Raw genomic sequence first — 18,188 nt, 5'->3', positions numbered from 1 at the left:
ACTTGCAGATGGATACAAAAGAACTACTTAAAAAAGTACGGAAAATTGAAATAAAGACAAGGCGTCTTTCCGACCATATTTTTGGTGGGGAATATCATTCTACCTTTAAAGGTAGAGGTATGACCTTTAGCGAAGTGCGTCAATATCAATTTGGCGATGATGTTAGAAGTATTGACTGGAATGTAACTGCTCGTTATAATGAACCCTACATAAAGGTTTTTGAGGAAGAACGGGAACTGACAATGATGTTGATGGTTGATGTAAGTGGCTCCGAACTTTTTGGAACCACCAACCAGTTCAAGAAAGAAGTAATTACTGAAATCTCCGCAACCCTGGCTTTCTCCGCTTTACAGAACAATGATAAAGTTGGCGTAATCCTTTTTTCTGATGAGGTTGAGTTATTTATTCCGCCCAAAAAAGGAAAAAGTCATGTCCTGCGTATCATTCGGGAACTATTGGAATTTTCACCCAAAAGTCGCGAGACCAATATCGCAGAGGCCTTAAAGTTCCTAACCAATGTGATGAAGAAAAAAGCCATTGTCTTTATGCTGTCAGATTTCATTGCCGATGATTATGACAACACGCTTAAAATTGTTGGCAACAAACACGATGTGACTGGTATAAGGGTTTTTGACGAACGTGAAGAATCCATTCCAAATTTGGGGATGGTACAAATGCAGGATGCTGAAACAGGAACATTACAATTGATAAATACACGGTCAAAAAAAGTACGTAGTGCGTATGGGCAATTTCACAAGGACAAGGTGGAATACTTTTCAGATTCATTTACCAAATCTGGTTGTGGAGTTATTCATTGCCGAGTAGATGAAAGCTACGTGAAAAAATTGTTGGGTTACTTTAAACGAAGAGGATAATGCAAGTTGAAATTTTAAAGCCAGAAGCTAAACATCTTGCTTCGCTGTTGAAGCGAGTGGTCTTGTTTTGTCTTTTGATTTCACCTCTTGTGGGATTTTCACAAAACGAATCAAAGGTTTCTTCAGAAATTGATACTACGGCAATTAAAATTGGGGAGCAAATTCAATACAAAATCACAGTAGAAACAGACTCCCTGAATGTTGTTCATTTTCCCGAAGGCCAAACATTTTCACCATTGGAAACTGTTGAGGCCATAATGATGGATACGGTTAAAAATAAAAATAAGGTAATCCTTCAAAAAGTTTATGCACTTACTCAATTTGATAGCGGCGCCTATACCATTCCCTCGCAACGAATAGCTATAAACGAACAACCTTTTTTCACAGACTCCTTTCAAGTAAAAGTTGCAGATGTTGTAGTTGATACCACCAAACAAAAGATGTTTGACATAAAACCTTTGATTGAAGTTGAAAAAAGCTATGCCAAGATTTGGAAAATTTTACTTTGGATAGTAATCGGTCTAATAATTATTGGAGGACTGGTCTACTGGTTCTTCTTACGAAAAAAACCGTTGACAGAGGAAGAAAAGGTGGCATTGTTGCCTCCCTATGATCGTGCACTTCTGGAGCTAAAAAAGTTGGAAAATTCCAAATATCTAATTCAGGACGAGTACAAAAAATATTACTCTGAGCTTACAGATATTGTACGATCTTATTTGGAAGAAGACGTTCATGTTTCTGCTTTGGAAAGCACAACAGGGCAATTGATTGCCAAACTTGAAATGCTCAAAGATGCTGGAGAATTGAAACTTGATGACGAAACCTTAACTCAGTTTCAGAACATATTGCAGACTGCGGATTTAGTCAAATTTGCAAAGTCCAAACCATCAACCTCAATTGCGGAACAGGACAGAAAATTAGTGGAGCAAATTGTAGTAAAGACACATGACGCCTTGCCGGAACCCACCGAGGAAGAACTGCTTCAAACCGAAGAATATTTAGAGGAACTTGCCAAGAAAAAACAGCGTAAAAAAATCTATTGGGCAGCCGCTATTTTTGTGGGAGTTTTATTTTTAGGAACAGGATTGTCAATTGCATACTATGGCTTCAAAGAAGTTAGGGATTCCGTTTTTGGACATCCCACCAAAGAACTTTTGGAAGGCGAATGGATTTCTAGTTCATATGGCTATCCCCCAATAGAAATAGAGACTCCAGATGTGCTGATTCGCCAGGAAGTGGATTTACCAGCAGAAACCCAAGAATTGATTAAAGAACTACAAACTTTCTCCTATGGAAGTTATGTAGGGGTGTTTTCTGTTGCTACCAGTTCGGTGACCTATAAAGAAGAGACCGATCCAAACTTTGATGCTGCAATTACGAATACCTTGGGCGCATTTGAAAGTTTAGGTGTAAAAAATATTATTACCAAACAAGAGGAGTTCGCTACAAAATCTGGTGTAAAAGGGTTAAAAACATACGGCACAGGGAATTTAAAGAGTCCTGTGAGCAATGAATCCAAAAAAGCAAAGTACGCCATCCTATCTTTTGGAGGAAAAGGTTTTATGCAACAAATAGTGATCACTTGGGAAGATGGTGATGATTATGCCGAAAAAATAGTGAGTAGAATATTGAGCACCTTAGACGTAAAAACCCAGACCTAATGTTTGAAAATATAGAATTTGCAAATCCTCAGTTCTTTTGGTTGCTTCTTTTGCTTCCATTGGCTTTGCTATGGTATTTTTTCAAACGTAGGGAAGAAATAGCATCCTTAAGAATTTCAAGTATCAAGGGGTTTACGGTTTCCAGTCTGGCTTCCAAGCTAAAACCAATACTTTTTGCAATTCGTCTTTTGGCTTTGGCAGCAATAATCACCGCTTTGGCCAGACCACAAACAGAAGATATCTCTACAAGAACAAAGACTACCAAAGGAATTGATATTGTAATGGCGATTGATGTTTCGTCCAGTATGTTGGCCAGAGACCTCAAACCCAATAGACTTTTGGCACTTAAGGAGGTAGCCGGTGACTTCATCAAACAACGTCCCAATGATCGTATTGGTCTGGTGGGATATGCCGCGGAGAGCTATACCAAAACCCCCATTACAAGTGACAAGTCCATTGTTTTGGCTGCACTAAGGGAAATTACCTATGGGGAACTGGAAGATGGCACGGCAATAGGCATGGGTTTGGCAACATCCGTAAACAGATTAAAGGAAAGCAAGGCCATAAGCAAAGTCATTATTCTCCTTACGGACGGAGTAAACAATTCTGGTTTTATTGAACCAAAAACGGCTGCGGACCTTGCGGCCGAATTTGGGATAAAAACCTATACCATTGGCTTAGGCACCAATGGCAACGCATTATCTCCAGTAGCCTATAATAGGGATGGAACTTACAGATATGGAATGCGACAGGTTGAAATTGATGAAAATTTGCTTAAAGAAATTGCAACGGTTACAGGCGGGAAATACTTCCGTGCCACTAATAATGAATCGTTGGAAGATATCTATGACGAAATCAATAAACTGGAAAAAACAGAAATAGAAGAATTCAAATACTACAAATACGAAGAAAAATTTAGACCCTTAATATTATTGGCAGGGGCATTGCTCTTACTAGAGTGGGCGTTGCGCAACTCAATTTTTAAAAGTTTTATTTAGAGAAGAATGATTCAACTTGATGAAAAAATATATTTCTACCTTCTGGCCATTATTCCAGTAATGGTCCTTGCCTTTTTCTTTCTTCAAGTATGGAAAAAAAGAACCCAGCGTCAATTTGCAGATGTAAAACTTTTAAATCGTATGGCTCCGAACAAGTCCAGATTAAAATCGGCTTTGAAACTGATTTTTCTTTTGTTGGGGCTTACTTTTTTAATCTTGGGGCTTGTAAATCCCAAAATTGGAACAAAACTTGAAACCGTAAAACGTGAGGGCGTGGATATCGTTTTCGCATTGGATGTTTCCAAAAGTATGCTGGCAGAAGATATTGCCCCAAACCGATTAGAGAAAGCAAAAAGATTGATTTCCGAAATCATCAATCAACTGGCCAGTGACCGCATTGGAATCATTGCATACGCCGGTCAAGCATACCCACAATTACCAATTACCACTGACTACGGAGCAGCAAAAATGTTCCTGCAAAGTATGAACACCAACATGCTATCATCACAAGGGACAGCAATTAATGCGGCCATAGATTTGGCAAGCACCTATTATGATGATTCGGAACAGACCAACAGGGTTCTATTTATTGTTTCAGATGGAGAAGATCATTCGGAACGCTCTACCATTGATGCCGTAGAGAATGCAACACAAAGTGGCATCCGAATTTTTACCATTGGTGTTGGAAAACCAAAAGGAGCACCAATTCCCATCAAAAAAAATGGCATTGTTGAAAGCTTGAAGAAAGACAACCAAGGAGAAGTTGTCATTACAAAACTTAATGAAGACGTCTTAACCGAAATTGCAAGTGAGGGCAATGGAGAATATATTGATGGTTCCAATACGGGAAAAGCCGTAGAATATATTAAGGAACAATTAAACCAGATGGATAAAAAAGAGTTTGAAGCCAAACAGTTCGCCGAGTATAAAGACCAATTTCAGTGGTTCTTGGGTATAGGGCTTTTATTTTTATTTTTGGATATTTTCCTTTTGGATAGAAAAACAAAATGGTTGAAAAAACTTAATCTTTTTAATGAACATGACGATGTATAAGATGAGGTTATTGTTGGGTCTAACTTTTTTTATTGGGCTTAACGCACAAGCACAGGAAGAAACAAAAGCGTTGAAGGAAGCGGAAAAAGCGCTTACTGCCTCAACAAACCTTACCTGGGAAGCAAACAAGCAACTCACTGCCAATGATTTTCTCATGGCAGAATCTGACTATCGAAGAGCCATTTCCAAAAGCGATAAAAATGCAACAGCTCCATTCAATTTAGGTACCGCTTATTACAATAGGGAAAGTTTTGGTGAAGCTTTTGGCCGTTTTAAACAAGCGGGGGAAAAAGCTTCTTCAAAAACGGACAAACACAAGTCCTTTCACAATATGGGCAATGTGTTCATGAAGAGCAAAGAATACGAAAAAGCTGTTGAAGCTTATAAAGAGGCATTGCGCAACAATCCTACAGATGAAGAGACACGTTACAACCTTGCCTTAGCCAAAGAAATGCTAAAAAAGCAACAAGACGAACAAAAAAACGACGAAAACCAAGACAACAAGGACAATCAAGATCAGGAAGACCAAAAGGATAAAAACAAGGATCAGAACGACGAGGGGGAGAACGAAAAAAATGATGAAGGAGAGCAAAATGAAGATGAAAACAAGGATAAGGGTGATGAAGGAGATAATGGGGAAAATAAGCCTGAAGAAAATAAAGAAGGTGAAGGGGATGAAAAGAAGGAACAAGAAAAGAAGCCTAATGAAGGGAACCAACCTGAAGAACAAAAACAACAGCCAAGACCAAACCAGCTTTCAAAACAGCAAATTCAAAACTTGTTAGAGGCAATGCAAAATGAAGAAAAGAAGGTGCAGGAAAAAATGGAAGCCAAAAAAGTAAAGGGTAAGAAAATAAAAAATGAGAAGGATTGGTAATGTTTAAATCAAAAAGCATTTTAGTGGCTTTGTACATATTCCTTTTTATGGGGCTTTCCATCTATGCCCAAGAAGGGGAGGTTACTTTTGAGATGAAACTTAGCAAGGAAAAACTTGGCATAAATGAACGTCTTAGGGTAGAGTTTGCAATGAATAAGGATGGAGATAATTTTAGTGCTCCATCTTTTGAAGGTTTCAAAGTGGTAATGGGGCCTTCACAATCCATAAGTTCTTCTTGGATTAATGGTAAACGAAGTTTTTCCAAATCCTATTCTTATATCTTGGTTCCTACGGCAAGAGGAAAGTTTACCATAAACCAAGCAACTATTGAAATAAGTGGTGAGACCTATAAAACCCTCCCAAAAACGGTTGAAGTAACTGCCGCTGTAGATAAACCTAGTGATCAAAAAACCGTGGATGATGTTGCAGACGAGAATCTCCACCTTGTAGCCGAAGTTTCAAAGGGCAGTCCATATCTCAATGAAGCGGTAAGTGTAGTATATAAACTGTATGTAAGCCCAAATATCAGTGTTACCAATTATCGTCCATTGGACAATCCCAAATACAACAATTTTTGGAGTCAGGATATTCCAGTAACAAAACATTCTGCCCAAAATGGCACGTACCAAGGCAAACCCTATCGCTATGTTATCCTAAAAAGAGTTGTGCTATATCCACAGCGATCAGGGAATTTAGAAATTGAACCGCTTTCCTTAGAAGTATTTGTTGATGTCCCAACCAATAGAAGAGACTTTTTTGGAGGTCGCATATATACACAAACAAGCAAAACGGTTTCAGCGGGTAAACGAACATTGAATGTAAAAGCTTTGCCTGAAGCAGGGAAGCCAGTAAATTTTAGTGGAGCAGTAGGTGATTTTAAATTTTCTGTCACCGCTAGCAAAACCCAATTGAATGCATCAGAATCGCTTCAAGCTAAAGTAGAAGTATCTGGAAAAGGGAATCTAAAACTTTTTCAATTGCCGGAACCTGAACTTCCAAGTGCTTTGGAAGTTTACGAACCAGAATTTGATGAAAGTGTACGAACAAGCAGTTCTGGAATGGAAGGCAAAGTAGCTAATAATTATACCATTGTTCCTTCGTTTAGGGGTAAATATCCAATCCCTAGTATTTCCTTTAGTTATTTCAATCCAAAGACCTCAAGATACGTCACCCTTAATTCTGAAGAAATCAATATTGAAGTATTGGAAGGGCCTGTAAATTCATCTTCGTCCAGTATTGCCAATTCATCAAACAACAAACAATTTGTGGTGCCTACTGGAAAGCAGTTCCATTTTATTAAATTGACGCCTAACCTCAACAAAATAGGAACCAATTATTTCTTTGGCTCCACTAAATTTTATCTCTTTTTGTTTGCTCCCTTGTTGTTGATACCAATTGCAGTATTCTCATTTAAGAAAAGAGAGGCAATTGCTAGTGATGCGGTTGGAAATAAAATAAAATTGGCCAACAAGCTTGCCAAAAAATACCTTTCAACATCTAAAAAAGAACTGGGCAATAAGGAGGCATTCTATGTTGCCCTTGAAAAGGGGCTCCATAATTACTTAAAAGCAAAATTGAAGATTGAGACCTCTGAATTCAGTAAAGAAAAAATTACGTCTATTCTTGCTGAAAAAGGAGTAAATGAAGATGATAGTACTGGTTTTATTGGTCTTCTTAAGAATTGTGAAATGGCTCGCTACAGCCCATTTTCGGATGTGCAAATGCAAAATGATTACGAAAAAGCTAGCGAGGTAATCTCTAAATTGGATAAGCAATTATGAGCATAAAAAAAATATCCTTTCTAATTTGTTTGTTTGTTTTCACCTCTGGAATTTCCCAGAATAGTGCTCTTTTTTCAAGGGCAACCGAAAATTACAACAAAGGAGAATATTCAAAAGCAATTGAAAATTATCAGCAAATCCTTAAAAATGGGGAGCACTCTGCAGAACTATATTTTAACTTGGGAAATTGCCATTATAAGTTAAATGCTATTGGTCCCAGCATCTATTATTATGAAAAAGCATTGCTTTTAAAGCCAAGTGATAGTGAAATAGTAAACAATCTGGCCTATGCCCAGAACATGCGATTGGATGCGGTTGAAGAAATGCCCAAAACGGAAATTGCCCAACTGTACAGCGACTTTGTAAATTTTCTCTCTTTTGATCAATGGGCATATATAGCAATCGCATTCATCTTTTTGTTTGTTTTAGCGTATTTGTCCTACTTCTTCTTGCGTTTTGCCACTCAGAAGCGTATTGCATTCATAACTAGCATACTATCACTCATTCTTGGTGCTCTAAGCATTTTGATTGCGTATCTTCAATATCAGGAATTCAAAAATGATAGCCCTGCCATTATTTATAGTCAGGAAGTTAAAATTACTTCCGAGCCCAATAACAATAGTGAAATTGTATTTACACTGCATGAAGGAACCAAAGTGAACGTCCTTGATAAGCTAAATGATTGGAGAAAAATTAAGCTTACAGATGGGCAAACTGGATGGTTACTGGATGAAAATATTAGGCTGCTAAAGGATTTTTAAAATTTATTTAAGAAAAATTAATAGCTTTACTATTATTTTTACCTTAAAACAAGCAAGGTGTTAAAAACGATAGCCTTTCCATTAATCGCAATAATGCTAATATTTTCCATATTGGCTCCTTCTGTTTTGCCCCTATTGGACAAGGACTACGATATGTTTGTTTTTTTGGATAATAGTGAGGAAGAAAAAAGCAAAGAGAAGGAGTCAGAAAAGAAGTTTGATGAAAAAGACATGTTCTATACTAATTCCCTAGTATCAAACTGTGATTACTTTCAAAATCAATCTCAAAATTACGCTATCTATATAAATTTCAGTTCAGATTTTAAAGCTGATATTCTTCTCCCCCCTCCTCGTAAATTGGCGTAACTTCAATATCTTAAGTTTAATTAATTTTCAACTGCCTTCAACAAAATTTATCCTTTGAAGGCTAAATCTTATTTTTATGTTCAAGTATATAAAAAATGACTTGCCTGCAAGTATTGTGGTTTTCTTTGTGGCACTGCCACTCTGTTTGGGAATTGCACTTGCGAGTGGAGCTCCTTTGTTTTCTGGATTAATTGCAGGAATTGTTGGAGGTATTATTGTTGGAGCGCTCAGTGGCTCCCAAATAGGTGTAAGTGGTCCGGCTGCGGGCCTTGCAGCTATTGTTCTTACCGCTATTGGCACTTTGGGAGGCTTTGAAAATTTTTTGGTAGCCGTAGTTCTTGGAGGATTAATACAAATCATCTTCAGTATTTTAAAGGCCGGGGTGATAGCCTATTATTTTCCGTCATCTGTTATTAAAGGAATGTTGACAGGTATTGGGATAATTATAATCCTAAAACAGATTCCCCACTTTTTTGGCTATGATTCCGATCCAGAAGGGGATTTTTCATTCTTTCAGGTCGATGGCGAAAATACATTTAGTGAAATCATAAACACCTTTAATTTTATAAGTCCTGGTGCAACCCTTATAGCCGTTGCAGCTCTGTTTATTCTTATTTTGTGGGATAAGGTGCTGAGTAAGAAATCAAAAATATTTCAATTGGTACAAGGTCCTTTGGTTGCTGTTGTCGTTGGAATATTGTACTATATTTTTACAAAAGACAATGCATCACTTTCCATTTCCAATGATCATCTGGTAAGCGTCCCTATTCCGGATAGCATTCAGTCTTTCGGAACACTTTTAAGTTTTCCAAACTTCGCCGTAATAGGGAATCCGGAAATTTGGATTACCGCCTTTACCATTGCTTTGGTTGCCAGTTTAGAAACCCTTCTTTGCGTTGAAGCTACTGATAAGTTGGATCCCCATAAAAGAACTACCCCAACAAATAAGGAACTTTTGGCACAGGGAGTTGGCAATAGTATTTCTGGAATGCTCGGTGGTTTGCCAGTTACCCAAGTTATTGTGCGTAGTTCCGCAAACATTCAATCCGGCGGAAGAACAAAAGCTTCTGCAATTATTCATGGCTTTTTCCTGTTGATTTCAGTTATGCTTATTCCCAAACTACTCAACATGATTCCTCTATCCGTCTTGGCGGCAATCCTTTTTATAGTAGGATATAAATTGGCCAAACCAGGATTATTTAAAAAAATGTACAATTTGGGTTGGAAACAATTTGTCCCTTTTGTGGTTACCGTATTGGGAATTGTATTTACCGATTTGCTTATTGGAATAGGTATGGGACTGGCGGTTGGTATTGTTGTAATCTTGATAAAAAGTTATCAAAATTCGCATTTCCTTCATATTGAAGATAAAAGCAACGGGGCCCATAAAATAAAAATGACCTTCGCCGAAGAAGTAACCTTCTTTAATAAAGGAGCCATTCTTAAGGAATTAGACAGTCTTCCCGAAAATTCATATCTTGAATTGGATGTTAGGAAGACGCGATTTTTAGATAACGACATCATTGAAATCCTTGAAGATTTCTCTGAAAAAGCAAGAAATAAAAATATTGGGATAAAGCTTGTTTCCGAAAGGGGTGTGGTTGAAAATCCAGAGAGTTATATTAAATTTTTCAAATTAGATATTAATCGACATAAAAATCTAGCACATGATAACACAGACTAAAGAAACACAAGCAGCTTTAAATCCCAATGCGGCATGGGAACTTTTAAAAGAAGGCAACAAACGTTTTGTGGATCAAAATCAAACGGATAGAAACCTCTTGACCCAAGTTGTTGAAACAACAACAGGACAGTATCCTTTTGCGACTATTTTGGGCTGTATAGACTCCCGTGTCTCCGCAGAACTCATATTTGATCAAGGAGTTGGTGATATTTTTAGTGCTCGTGTAGCTGGTAATATTGTCAATGAAGATATTCTTGGAAGCATGGAATTTGCCTGTAAATTGGCTGGCACCAAAATAATAGTGGTGTTGGGACATACAAGTTGCGGTGCTGTAAAAGGAGCATGTGACGATGCCAAAATGGGAAACTTAACGGAGCTTCTTAGCAAAATAAGACCTGCCGTGAAAGCTGTTTCAGAACCTGCCGATGCTGCTGAACGTACATCTAAAAATATTGATTTTGTGAACGCTGTTGCGGAAAAAAATGTGCGGATGACCATTGATAACATTAGAAACCAAAGTCCTGTCCTAAAAGAGATGGAAGACAATGGAGAAATACTTATTGTTGGAGGTATGTATGATATTTCTAATGGAAAGGTCAGTTATATGTAAAACACTTATCAATTATAATTTTAAAAGGCCTATGTTTAACATTTCATTGGCCTTTTTTAGTTTCGCAAAATTGCTATCTTGACAGCAATACTTCTATAATAACCGATCAGCAATGTTTAAACATTTTAGAGGAGATTTATTTGGTGGCATTACTGCTGGTATAGTAGCCTTGCCACTGGCACTTGCATTTGGAGTAAGTTCCGGTCTTGGCCCCAGTGCAGGATTATATGGAGCAATCTTTATTAGTTTTTTTGCTGCACTTTTTGGAGGGACAAACACTCAAATATCTGGACCTACAGCTCCAATGACTGCTGTAAGTATGGTTGTTATTGCCGGTATTGTTGCTATAAATGATGGCGATATAGAAAAAGCCCTCCCAGCAATTCTCACCATATTTCTTTTAGCCGGTATTATGCAGATAGGCCTTGGGTTGTTGGGACTGGGTAAGTACATAAAATATATTCCCTATCCGGTAGTTTCAGGGTTTATGACAGCCATTGGTGTTATCATTCTAGTAACCCAAATTCTTCCTGCCATAGGTTATTATCCTAAAGAGGATGAAGAGTATGTAAGTCGATTTATGGCAGATGCCGAGGAAGAAATCTTAGAAAATATTCTCAAGGAAGAAGCTGGAGAAGGAATTTTGGTTCTTGAAGATTTTGAAGAAACCATAAAAAGAGCCGAACAAATTACACCAGCAGATATGCAAAAAGAAGCTAAAACTTTGGCTGCAAAAGATGCCTCTGGGGTGGTGGGGACTTTCAAAGTATTGCCAAGAGCACTAAAAAAGATTAATTGGCTGGAATTGACATTGGCATTGGCCACTATTTTTATTATCTATGGTTTTAAACGAATTACAACGGCCGTTCCAAGTACTTTAGTTGCTTTGGTAGTGGTTTCTGGTGTTGCATACGGATTTGGAATCAATTATCGTCCAATTGAGGAAATCCCCAGTGGATTGCCCATCCCAAATTTGGAAATTTTCACACAGTTTAAAATTAGCTCCATTGCCCCATATATTTTTACTGCGCTCACACTATCTCTTCTTGGCGCCATTGATTCCCTGCTAACATCAGTAGTTGCGGATAATATGACCCAAACCAAACACAAGCCAAATAAAGAATTGGTGGGGCAAGGAATTGGTAATAGTGTAGCTGCTCTTTTTGGAGGTATTCCTGGGGCGGGAGCCACGATTAGAACAGTGGTGAATATTAATTCAGGTGGTAAAACCAGATTATCTGGCATGATTGCAGGAATTCTGTTATTAATTATACTATTGGCCCTTGGTCCTGTGGCATCCCAAATTCCAGCAGCGGTTTTGGCAGGTATATTGGTAACAGTCGGAATCGGTGTAATGGACTACAAAGGATTAAAAGCCATTCCCTATCTTCCAAAAGATATAAAACTAGGACCCGTTAAATTAAGTTCCGAAGTTATCATCATGTTATCCGTAATGGTGCTTTCTTCCACATGGAACTTGGTATATGCCGTGGGCATTGGATTGGTCTTTGCATCGTTGATGTTTATGAAAAAAATGGGTGATCTAACTGCAAAACGGTCAGATGTAAAACCATTGACACAAGAAAAGGCATGGGCCGATGAAAAAGACTTTCCAAACAATTTGGCACAGGAAGTTTTTATAAAGCATGTTAAAGGCCCTTTGTTCTTTGGTTCAACCAGCGAATTTCAGCAGCTTGCAAATCAAATTCCAGATACAGCATCTGCAGTTATAATTAGGATGGGGCGTATGCAGTATATGGATCAATCGGGATTATACGCCATGGAAGATGTTCTTCAAGATTTAAAAAACAGGGATGTACATGTTTTACTTGTAAACGTTCTGGATCAACCCAAATACATGATGGAGCGAATTGACATTATCCCAGATTTGATTCCAACAAAACATATTTTTGATGATTTTAAAAGTTGCATGGCCTGGGTAGAACTCAACATAAAAGATGAATTCTCCAATTAAATGTGCAACGGTAGGTGTTCACCTTATGATTGCCTATATATTCAAGGACAAATCACTAAATTTGTTGGCCAATAAATTGTGCCAACAGCTATGATTGAAACCATAAAGGAGCATATTAAAGAGATAGAGCAATTCGTTTCGACCTCCAAAGATGAAATAGAAACTTTCCGAATAAAATATTTAGGAAAGAAAGGTCTTTTGAATGACTTCTTCGGAGCGTTTAAAAATGTCCCTAATCATCAAAAAAAAGAATTTGGTCAGGTAGTCAATCAGCTTAAAGCTGCAGCCGCGAACAAAGTAACTGTCTTAAAACAAGCTCTTGAAAATACTACAGACACCAAAGGGCAGTATGGGGATTTAACCAGACCTGGTGAACCTATTGAAATAGGTGCAAGACATCCCATTTCCATAGTAAAAAATAAAATTATTGATATTTTTTCCAGGATTGGATTTAATGTTTCAGAAGGCCCCGAAATTGAAGATGATTGGCACAACTTTACAGCTTTGAACTTACCAGAATACCATCCTGCGCGAGATATGCAGGATACATTCTTTGTTCAAACAGATCCAGATATCTTGTTGCGAACCCATACCTCTTCTGTACAGGTGCGATATATGGAAAGTAATAAGCCTCCTATTCGTACCATTTCGCCAGGAAGAGTTTATCGAAATGAAGCTATTTCGGCAAGATCTCATTGTTTTTTTCATCAAGTAGAAGGTTTATATGTTGATAAGGATGTTTCCTTTGCCGATTTGAAACAAACATTGCAATATTTTACTTCTGAAATGTTTGGAAAATCAAAGATTAGATTGCGCCCCTCCTATTTCCCATTTACAGAGCCAAGTGCCGAGGTGGATGTATATTGGGGCCTTGAAACCGAGACGGATTATCGCATGACAAAAGGCACTGGCTGGCTCGAGATTATGGGATGTGGTATGGTTGATCCCAATGTTCTACAAAATTGTGATATAGACCCAGAGGTCTATTCAGGTTTTGCTTTTGGTATGGGTATTGATCGTATTGCACTTTTGTTACATCAAATCTCAGACATACGACTATTGAGCGAGAACGACATTCGCTTTTTAGACCAATTCAAAGGTGCTCTTTAGCAGAAGTATATGCAATCAGCCATAAAACTATTGCATCCAAAAAAGCTAGTTGGGGTATCTCTTAGTATGAATTTATTGGCCGACCGAACCGGCGAGCTTTGGGGCAGCCTTATGCCCAGAGTGCATGAAATTAAGAACAGGGCTACCTCAGATTTGATATCAATGCAAGTATACGACCCATCATATTTTACGGGTTTTGACCCAAAAAAAGGGTTCACGAAGTGGGCGGTTGCAGAAGTGACCAATTTTGATACTGTTCCAAATGAAATGAATCACTTTACTCTTGAAGGAGGTATGTATGCAGTGTTTTTTTATAAAGGTCCCAGCCAAGACAAAAGTATATTTCAATATATTTTTACGAAATGGCTCCCCAACTCAGAATATCTATTGGATAATAGACCTCACTTTGAAGTTTTAGGAAGTAGGTATAGGAGCAATGACCCAAATTCAGAAGAAGAAATTTGGATTCCGGTAAGGGAAAAATAATACTTTATATCAATGCTTTTTCCATTGATTATAGGGTTGGTTAGATAGTTGTGAATTATAATACTTCACTTCACCGGTAACTTCTTTTCCTAGCCAATCAGGTTTTTTAAAAACCTCATCTTCGTGGTCTAATTCTATCTCTGCAACAATCAGTCCTTTGTTCTCTCCTAAAAATTCGTCCACCTCATAACTATGTTTTCCAACCGGCACCTCATACCGAATCTTTTCCAGAATAATGGGCTCACATAAATCGATAAGGTTAGTTGCTTCGGCTACAGATATTTCAGTTTCCCATTCAAATCGTGTTGTGCCAGATTCATTGCTCATTCCTTTTATGGTCAAAAATCCCTGCTCTCCTTTAATTCTTACCCTAACCGTTCGCTCAGAATGGGTATTTAAAAACCCTTGTACAATTCGTGTTTGGGATTTTGCCCCATCTTTATAAGCATTTGATTTTACCAAAAACTTACGTTCAATTTCCAAGTGTTCCATCAAACTAAATATAGCCTAAATTTGGGTATGGATTTGGATTTTCCTTTACGAAAAATCATACATGTGGATATGGATGCATTCTATGCTTCTGTAGAGCAACATGATAATCCTGAACTTAAAGGAAAACCTGTTGCTGTGGGCGGAGGGTCAAAACGCGGCGTTGTTTCTGCTGCTAGTTATGAGGCTCGAAAATTTGGTGTTCGCAGTGCCATGGCAGGATACATTGCCAGAAGAAATTGCCCAGATTTAATTTTTGTAAAACCCCGGTATGATCGGTACAAAGAAATTTCACAGCAGGTACGCGCAATATTTTTTGAGTATACTGATTTGGTAGAGCCACTTTCATTGGATGAAGCTTATCTTGATGTAACCGAAAACAAAAAGGGAAACCCCTCCGCAACGCTTGTCGCTAAAGAAATTCGACAAAAGATTTTAGACAAAACAGGATTGACAGCTTCTGCTGGAATTTCCATCAATAAATTTATTGCCAAAGTTGCCAGTGACTATAATAAGCCTAATGGACAAAAAACTGTAAATCCGGAAGAGGTTATTCAATTCTTGGAAGAACTGGATATTAGAAAGTTCTACGGAGTTGGAAAAGTGACCGCTGAAAAAATGTACAAACTTGGCATTTTTACAGGAAAGGATTTGAAGCAAAAATCCCTGGAATTTCTGGACAGTAACTTTGGCAAAAGTGGCAAATATTATTATTCTGTTGTTCGTGGTATTCATAATAGTGCCGTTAAACCACATAGAATTCCAAAATCTGTCGGTGCGGAGCGCACTTTTTTTGAAAATCTGAGCAGTGAAATTTTTATGTTGGAAAAACTGGAAAATATTGCAAACGAACTTGAAAGACGACTCCAAAAATCCAAGATTGCAGGAAAAACACTCACCTTAAAAATAAAGTATAGCGATTTTACACTCCAGACTAGGAGCAAAACACTTCCATATTTCATTTCCACCAAAGAACTGATTTTAGATACGGCCAAGGAATTATTATATCAATCCAACTTGGAAAATTCTGTACGTCTCTTAGGTATTTCCTTGGCAAACCTCAACACCGAGAAAAAAAAAGAAGAACCAAAAAAAGAATCTGTTTCCGTACAGCTCGAATTTGATTTTTAATTACATTCCAAATCAATCAAACCCCTTTACGTTTGTCCAAAAACTAAAATTATACTGCTTCTACAGAAAAAACGGTCAATGCCCAAATAATAATAGAAGAGAAGAAGATTCCAAGTGCGTTGGCGAAAAATGCCTTCTTTTTTTCAATTTTAAGAAGATACGATGCAATACTACCAGCATATACCCCCGTACCTGGCAAGGGAATCATAACGAATAGCACTAAGCCAAAAAAACCAAATTTTTTAATTTTTCCTGCCGATCCTATCTTTGCCCTTTTGGCAACATAGATTGCCGATTTTTTATAGAAACGCCATTTTATCAAATAACGGTTAATGTTCTCAAGAAAGAACATCATTAAAGGAAAAACCAAAAGATTGGCGAGAAAACAGGCAATAAGGACTACATAACTATTTAAGCCTCTCATAATCCCATAAGGTATTCCCAATTTAGATTCACCAAAAGGGGATAAACTCCAAAGCATGGCAGTTAATAAGTCTAATATCACAGCATCATTTAGATTGCTAAGCTAGTCATGAAAATGCTCTAATCCATACTATAATACGCTAAATTATAATTAAAACTCCCTGCTTAATATATTAGAATTAAACTACGGATTATTTAAATATTAACTCCCTCTAATACAGGTGTTTAAATTTACGTTTTTATGAAAAATAGACAGACCTGTCTTTTCTTATATTTGTGTCATGGGGGAAATCACAACACACAATAAAATAATCACTTCAGCAAGTAACCTTTTTTATACCAACGGATATAATTCAACGGGAATCAATGAAATTATTTATAAATCTGGTATAGCAAAAGCTACGCTGTACAGCCATTTTAAATCCAAGGAAGACATTTGTATAGCTTATCTACAAAAGCGCCACGATAGTTTCTTGGAATCCTTAAAAAGTTATGTTTCCAAGAGGAAAAAAGGGAGAAATCAGTTGTTGGCCATCTTTGACCTTTTACGGGATATGTACCGTGAGGAAGATTTTCAGGGTTGTTGGGCTCTTAAAACTTTGGGTGAACTCTCGCCAAAACAGAAAAAACTATTGGCCCTTATCCAAAAGCATAAAAAAGAGCTATTGCTCTATTTGGGAGAAGTTGTAGGTGATAATATTATCAATATCTCCAAGGCTGAAACCGAAAAAATATCTGGCGGAATCTATCTTTTGTATGATAGTGCCATTACCGAAAGTCATTTGTTCAAAAATGATTGGCCCATCTATATGGCTAGAAGCATAGCACCATTACTTTTTGCCAATTCTGAAGTAGTACAATAAAAAGAGCCCCTTCAAAATTGAAGGGGCTCTTTTTATTTATATAACACTTTTTATTATTTTACAATCAGGGTGTTATCCGTTGATGTAGGGTTTAAAGGGCAGAAATACACGTATTCTCCTTTTTCCAATTTAGTTGGTTTTGAAGTTTGTGAAGTTCCTGTTTTTACCGCTTGGGTAACATAAGCTGTCTGGATATGGTTTTCAGGCTTACTAATGTCTTTCCCTTTTTTAACCAACACAAAACCTACTTCATGCCCTACTCCATTGTTCGTAATGTCAAAAACATACGTTCCTTCAGAAACGGTAATTTGTTTTTGTGTAAACTCTCCAGAAGTTTGCTCCAAAGACAATGTCCTGACCGGTACATCCTTCATCATTTTATCCTGTGCGTTTACAGAAAACACTGTTCCAACGGCTAATACTAAAATTGCAATTGTTTTTTTCATTTTATGAATTTTAAATTTATAATGGTTTATTAATTATGCTTCTACTGTTTCCAATGGTTGCGCTATTGGAAAATCAACTGGAATCTCAGTTGTATTATTTATATAATTGGAAATAGTCTTATCACCAACCAACACTATTACATCAATCAAATTTTCCTTAGTCCAACCAGCTGCAAAGAAATTATCCAAAATGGCGGCATCAGTAGCACCTCTATTTTCAGTGATATTTTTAGCTAAACGTGCAAGTGCATCCAATTTGTCATCAAATGATGCACCACCAGCTCTCAATTCTAATATCTGATCTTCGGTGAACCCGTTCATTTTGCTAATAGCGGTATGTGCAGATAAACAATAAATACAGTTGTTTACTTCACTTACTGCCAAATTCACTACTTCTTTCTCTTTTGTTTTTAATGAAGTCTTGGCGTTTGAAAGATTTAAATAATTCCCCAATGCATTTTCTGAATGTGCATAGGTGGCGAAAAGGTTTGGAACAAAGCCTACTGCTTTTTCCAGACTGTCAAAAATTGCCTGATTTGCGGTACTTACTTCTTCTCTTTTAGGTACATTAAATATGCTCATAATTCTATTTTCTTTAA

19 protein-coding genes are annotated in these 18,188 nt (G+C 37.4%); 15 read left to right on the top strand and 4 right to left on the bottom strand.

Going from position 1 to position 18,188, the window contains the following annotated elements:
* Nucleotides 1-8 precede the first annotated feature (8 nt).
* From AAY42_RS13420 to AAY42_RS13360, 13 genes are all read left to right on the top strand, one after another.
* Nucleotides 9-875, top strand: coding sequence for a DUF58 domain-containing protein (locus AAY42_RS13420; protein ID WP_055396067.1), 867 nt, complete (start codon nucleotides 9-11; stop codon nucleotides 873-875).
* Nucleotides 875-2,536 (top strand): BatD family protein, encoded by a 1,662-nt coding sequence (locus AAY42_RS13415; RefSeq protein ID WP_055396065.1) that lies wholly within the window; start codon nucleotides 875-877, stop codon nucleotides 2,534-2,536. The genes AAY42_RS13420 and AAY42_RS13415 overlap by 1 nt, the downstream gene beginning before the upstream one ends.
* Nucleotides 2,536-3,534, top strand: a complete 999-nt coding sequence (locus AAY42_RS13410) for a vWA domain-containing protein (protein WP_055396063.1) — start codon at nucleotides 2,536-2,538, stop codon at nucleotides 3,532-3,534. Before AAY42_RS13415 ends, AAY42_RS13410 begins: the two co-directional genes overlap by 1 nt.
* A 6-nt stretch (nucleotides 3,535-3,540) precedes the next feature.
* Complete coding sequence (locus tag AAY42_RS13405; RefSeq protein ID WP_055396062.1) at nucleotides 3,541-4,587, top strand: VWA domain-containing protein; 1,047 nt, start codon at nucleotides 3,541-3,543, stop codon at nucleotides 4,585-4,587.
* 1 nt (nucleotide 4,588) lies between these two features.
* Complete coding sequence (locus tag AAY42_RS13400; RefSeq protein ID WP_055396060.1) at nucleotides 4,589-5,464, top strand: tetratricopeptide repeat protein; 876 nt, start codon at nucleotides 4,589-4,591, stop codon at nucleotides 5,462-5,464.
* Complete coding sequence (locus AAY42_RS13395; protein WP_055396058.1) at nucleotides 5,464-7,245, top strand: BatD family protein; 1,782 nt, start codon at nucleotides 5,464-5,466, stop codon at nucleotides 7,243-7,245. Before AAY42_RS13400 ends, AAY42_RS13395 begins: the two co-directional genes overlap by 1 nt.
* Entirely contained in the window at nucleotides 7,242-8,006 is a 765-nt protein-coding gene (locus tag AAY42_RS13390; RefSeq protein ID WP_082433445.1) for a tetratricopeptide repeat protein, read from the top strand. Before AAY42_RS13395 ends, AAY42_RS13390 begins: the two co-directional genes overlap by 4 nt.
* 57 nt (nucleotides 8,007-8,063) lie before the next feature.
* Nucleotides 8,064-8,372, top strand: coding sequence for a hypothetical protein (locus tag AAY42_RS13385; RefSeq protein ID WP_139063734.1), 309 nt, complete (start codon nucleotides 8,064-8,066; stop codon nucleotides 8,370-8,372).
* A 76-nt stretch (nucleotides 8,373-8,448) separates the two neighbouring features.
* Nucleotides 8,449-10,056, top strand: a complete 1,608-nt coding sequence (locus AAY42_RS13380; protein WP_055396053.1) for a SulP family inorganic anion transporter — start codon at nucleotides 8,449-8,451, stop codon at nucleotides 10,054-10,056.
* On the top strand, nucleotides 10,040-10,666 hold the full coding sequence (locus AAY42_RS13375; protein ID WP_055396051.1) for a carbonic anhydrase family protein: 627 nt from the start codon (nucleotides 10,040-10,042) through the stop codon (nucleotides 10,664-10,666). Before AAY42_RS13380 ends, AAY42_RS13375 begins: the two co-directional genes overlap by 17 nt.
* Before the next feature lie 112 nt (nucleotides 10,667-10,778).
* Nucleotides 10,779-12,641, top strand: a complete 1,863-nt coding sequence (locus AAY42_RS13370; RefSeq protein ID WP_055396049.1) for a SulP family inorganic anion transporter — start codon at nucleotides 10,779-10,781, stop codon at nucleotides 12,639-12,641.
* 90 nt (nucleotides 12,642-12,731) lie between these two features.
* Complete coding sequence (pheS, locus tag AAY42_RS13365; protein WP_055396047.1) at nucleotides 12,732-13,751, top strand: phenylalanine--tRNA ligase subunit alpha; 1,020 nt, start codon at nucleotides 12,732-12,734, stop codon at nucleotides 13,749-13,751.
* Nucleotides 13,752-13,760: 9 nt separating this feature from the next.
* Nucleotides 13,761-14,237, top strand: a complete 477-nt coding sequence (locus AAY42_RS13360; protein WP_055396045.1) for a GyrI-like domain-containing protein — start codon at nucleotides 13,761-13,763, stop codon at nucleotides 14,235-14,237.
* A gap of 9 nt (nucleotides 14,238-14,246) precedes the next feature.
* Here AAY42_RS13360 and AAY42_RS13355 read toward each other — a convergent pair whose 3' ends face one another.
* Nucleotides 14,247-14,729, bottom strand: coding sequence for a CYTH domain-containing protein (locus tag AAY42_RS13355; protein WP_055396043.1), 483 nt, complete (start codon nucleotides 14,727-14,729; stop codon nucleotides 14,247-14,249).
* A gap of 27 nt (nucleotides 14,730-14,756) precedes the next feature.
* On the opposite strand from AAY42_RS13355, the gene dinB reads away from it, so the two are divergent.
* The gene (dinB, locus tag AAY42_RS13350) at nucleotides 14,757-15,857 is read left to right on the top strand and encodes a DNA polymerase IV (protein WP_055396041.1); all 1,101 of its coding nucleotides are present in this window, start codon (nucleotides 14,757-14,759) and stop codon (nucleotides 15,855-15,857) included.
* Between the two features lie 49 nt (nucleotides 15,858-15,906).
* Here dinB and AAY42_RS13345 read toward each other — a convergent pair whose 3' ends face one another.
* Nucleotides 15,907-16,338, bottom strand: a complete 432-nt coding sequence (locus tag AAY42_RS13345; RefSeq protein WP_417935086.1) for a COG2426 family protein — start codon at nucleotides 16,336-16,338, stop codon at nucleotides 15,907-15,909.
* 223 nt (nucleotides 16,339-16,561) lie between these two features.
* On the opposite strand from AAY42_RS13345, the gene AAY42_RS13340 reads away from it, so the two are divergent.
* The gene (locus tag AAY42_RS13340) at nucleotides 16,562-17,143 is read left to right on the top strand and encodes a TetR/AcrR family transcriptional regulator (protein WP_055396037.1); all 582 of its coding nucleotides are present in this window, start codon (nucleotides 16,562-16,564) and stop codon (nucleotides 17,141-17,143) included.
* 53 nt (nucleotides 17,144-17,196) lie between these two features.
* Here AAY42_RS13340 and AAY42_RS13335 read toward each other — a convergent pair whose 3' ends face one another.
* Both AAY42_RS13335 and AAY42_RS13330 read right to left on the bottom strand, forming a co-directional pair.
* On the bottom strand, nucleotides 17,197-17,589 hold the full coding sequence (locus AAY42_RS13335; protein ID WP_055396035.1) for a plastocyanin/azurin family copper-binding protein: 393 nt from the start codon (nucleotides 17,587-17,589) through the stop codon (nucleotides 17,197-17,199).
* Nucleotides 17,590-17,622: 33 nt separating this feature from the next.
* On the bottom strand, nucleotides 17,623-18,171 hold the full coding sequence (locus tag AAY42_RS13330) for a carboxymuconolactone decarboxylase family protein (RefSeq protein WP_055396034.1): 549 nt from the start codon (nucleotides 18,169-18,171) through the stop codon (nucleotides 17,623-17,625).
* Nucleotides 18,172-18,188 lie beyond the last annotated feature (17 nt).

The organism is Flagellimonas eckloniae (assembly GCF_001413955.1).
GTDB classification, from domain to species: domain Bacteria; phylum Bacteroidota; class Bacteroidia; order Flavobacteriales; family Flavobacteriaceae; genus Flagellimonas; species Flagellimonas eckloniae.
This window is presented reverse-complemented; position numbering and strand designations above follow the sequence as displayed.

What these genes read in the sequence shown, in the direction of transcription:
- AAY42_RS13420 (WP_055396067.1), top strand. Translation starts at nt 9, where the DNA reads ATGGATACAAAAGAACTACTTAAAAAAGTACGGAAAATTGAAATAAAG.
- AAY42_RS13415 (WP_055396065.1), top strand. Translation starts at nt 875, where the DNA reads ATGCAAGTTGAAATTTTAAAGCCAGAAGCTAAACATCTTGCTTCGCTG.
- AAY42_RS13410 (WP_055396063.1), top strand. Translation starts at nt 2,536, where the DNA reads ATGTTTGAAAATATAGAATTTGCAAATCCTCAGTTCTTTTGGTTGCTT.
- AAY42_RS13405 (WP_055396062.1), top strand. Translation starts at nt 3,541, where the DNA reads ATGATTCAACTTGATGAAAAAATATATTTCTACCTTCTGGCCATTATT.
- AAY42_RS13400 (WP_055396060.1), top strand. Translation starts at nt 4,589, where the DNA reads ATGAGGTTATTGTTGGGTCTAACTTTTTTTATTGGGCTTAACGCACAA.
- AAY42_RS13395 (WP_055396058.1), top strand. Translation starts at nt 5,464, where the DNA reads ATGTTTAAATCAAAAAGCATTTTAGTGGCTTTGTACATATTCCTTTTT.
- AAY42_RS13390 (WP_082433445.1), top strand. Translation starts at nt 7,242, where the DNA reads ATGAGCATAAAAAAAATATCCTTTCTAATTTGTTTGTTTGTTTTCACC.
- AAY42_RS13380 (WP_055396053.1), top strand. Translation starts at nt 8,449, where the DNA reads ATGTTCAAGTATATAAAAAATGACTTGCCTGCAAGTATTGTGGTTTTC.
- AAY42_RS13375 (WP_055396051.1), top strand. Translation starts at nt 10,040, where the DNA reads ATGATAACACAGACTAAAGAAACACAAGCAGCTTTAAATCCCAATGCG.
- AAY42_RS13370 (WP_055396049.1), top strand. Translation starts at nt 10,779, where the DNA reads ATGTTTAAACATTTTAGAGGAGATTTATTTGGTGGCATTACTGCTGGT.
- pheS (WP_055396047.1), top strand. Translation starts at nt 12,732, where the DNA reads ATGATTGAAACCATAAAGGAGCATATTAAAGAGATAGAGCAATTCGTT.
- AAY42_RS13360 (WP_055396045.1), top strand. Translation starts at nt 13,761, where the DNA reads ATGCAATCAGCCATAAAACTATTGCATCCAAAAAAGCTAGTTGGGGTA.
- AAY42_RS13355 (WP_055396043.1), bottom strand. Translation starts at nt 14,729, where the DNA reads ATGGAACACTTGGAAATTGAACGTAAGTTTTTGGTAAAATCAAATGCT.
- dinB (WP_055396041.1), top strand. Translation starts at nt 14,757, where the DNA reads ATGGATTTGGATTTTCCTTTACGAAAAATCATACATGTGGATATGGAT.
- AAY42_RS13345 (WP_417935086.1), bottom strand. Translation starts at nt 16,338, where the DNA reads ATGCTTTGGAGTTTATCCCCTTTTGGTGAATCTAAATTGGGAATACCT.
- AAY42_RS13340 (WP_055396037.1), top strand. Translation starts at nt 16,562, where the DNA reads ATGGGGGAAATCACAACACACAATAAAATAATCACTTCAGCAAGTAAC.
- AAY42_RS13335 (WP_055396035.1), bottom strand. Translation starts at nt 17,589, where the DNA reads ATGAAAAAAACAATTGCAATTTTAGTATTAGCCGTTGGAACAGTGTTT.
- AAY42_RS13330 (WP_055396034.1), bottom strand. Translation starts at nt 18,171, where the DNA reads ATGAGCATATTTAATGTACCTAAAAGAGAAGAAGTAAGTACCGCAAAT.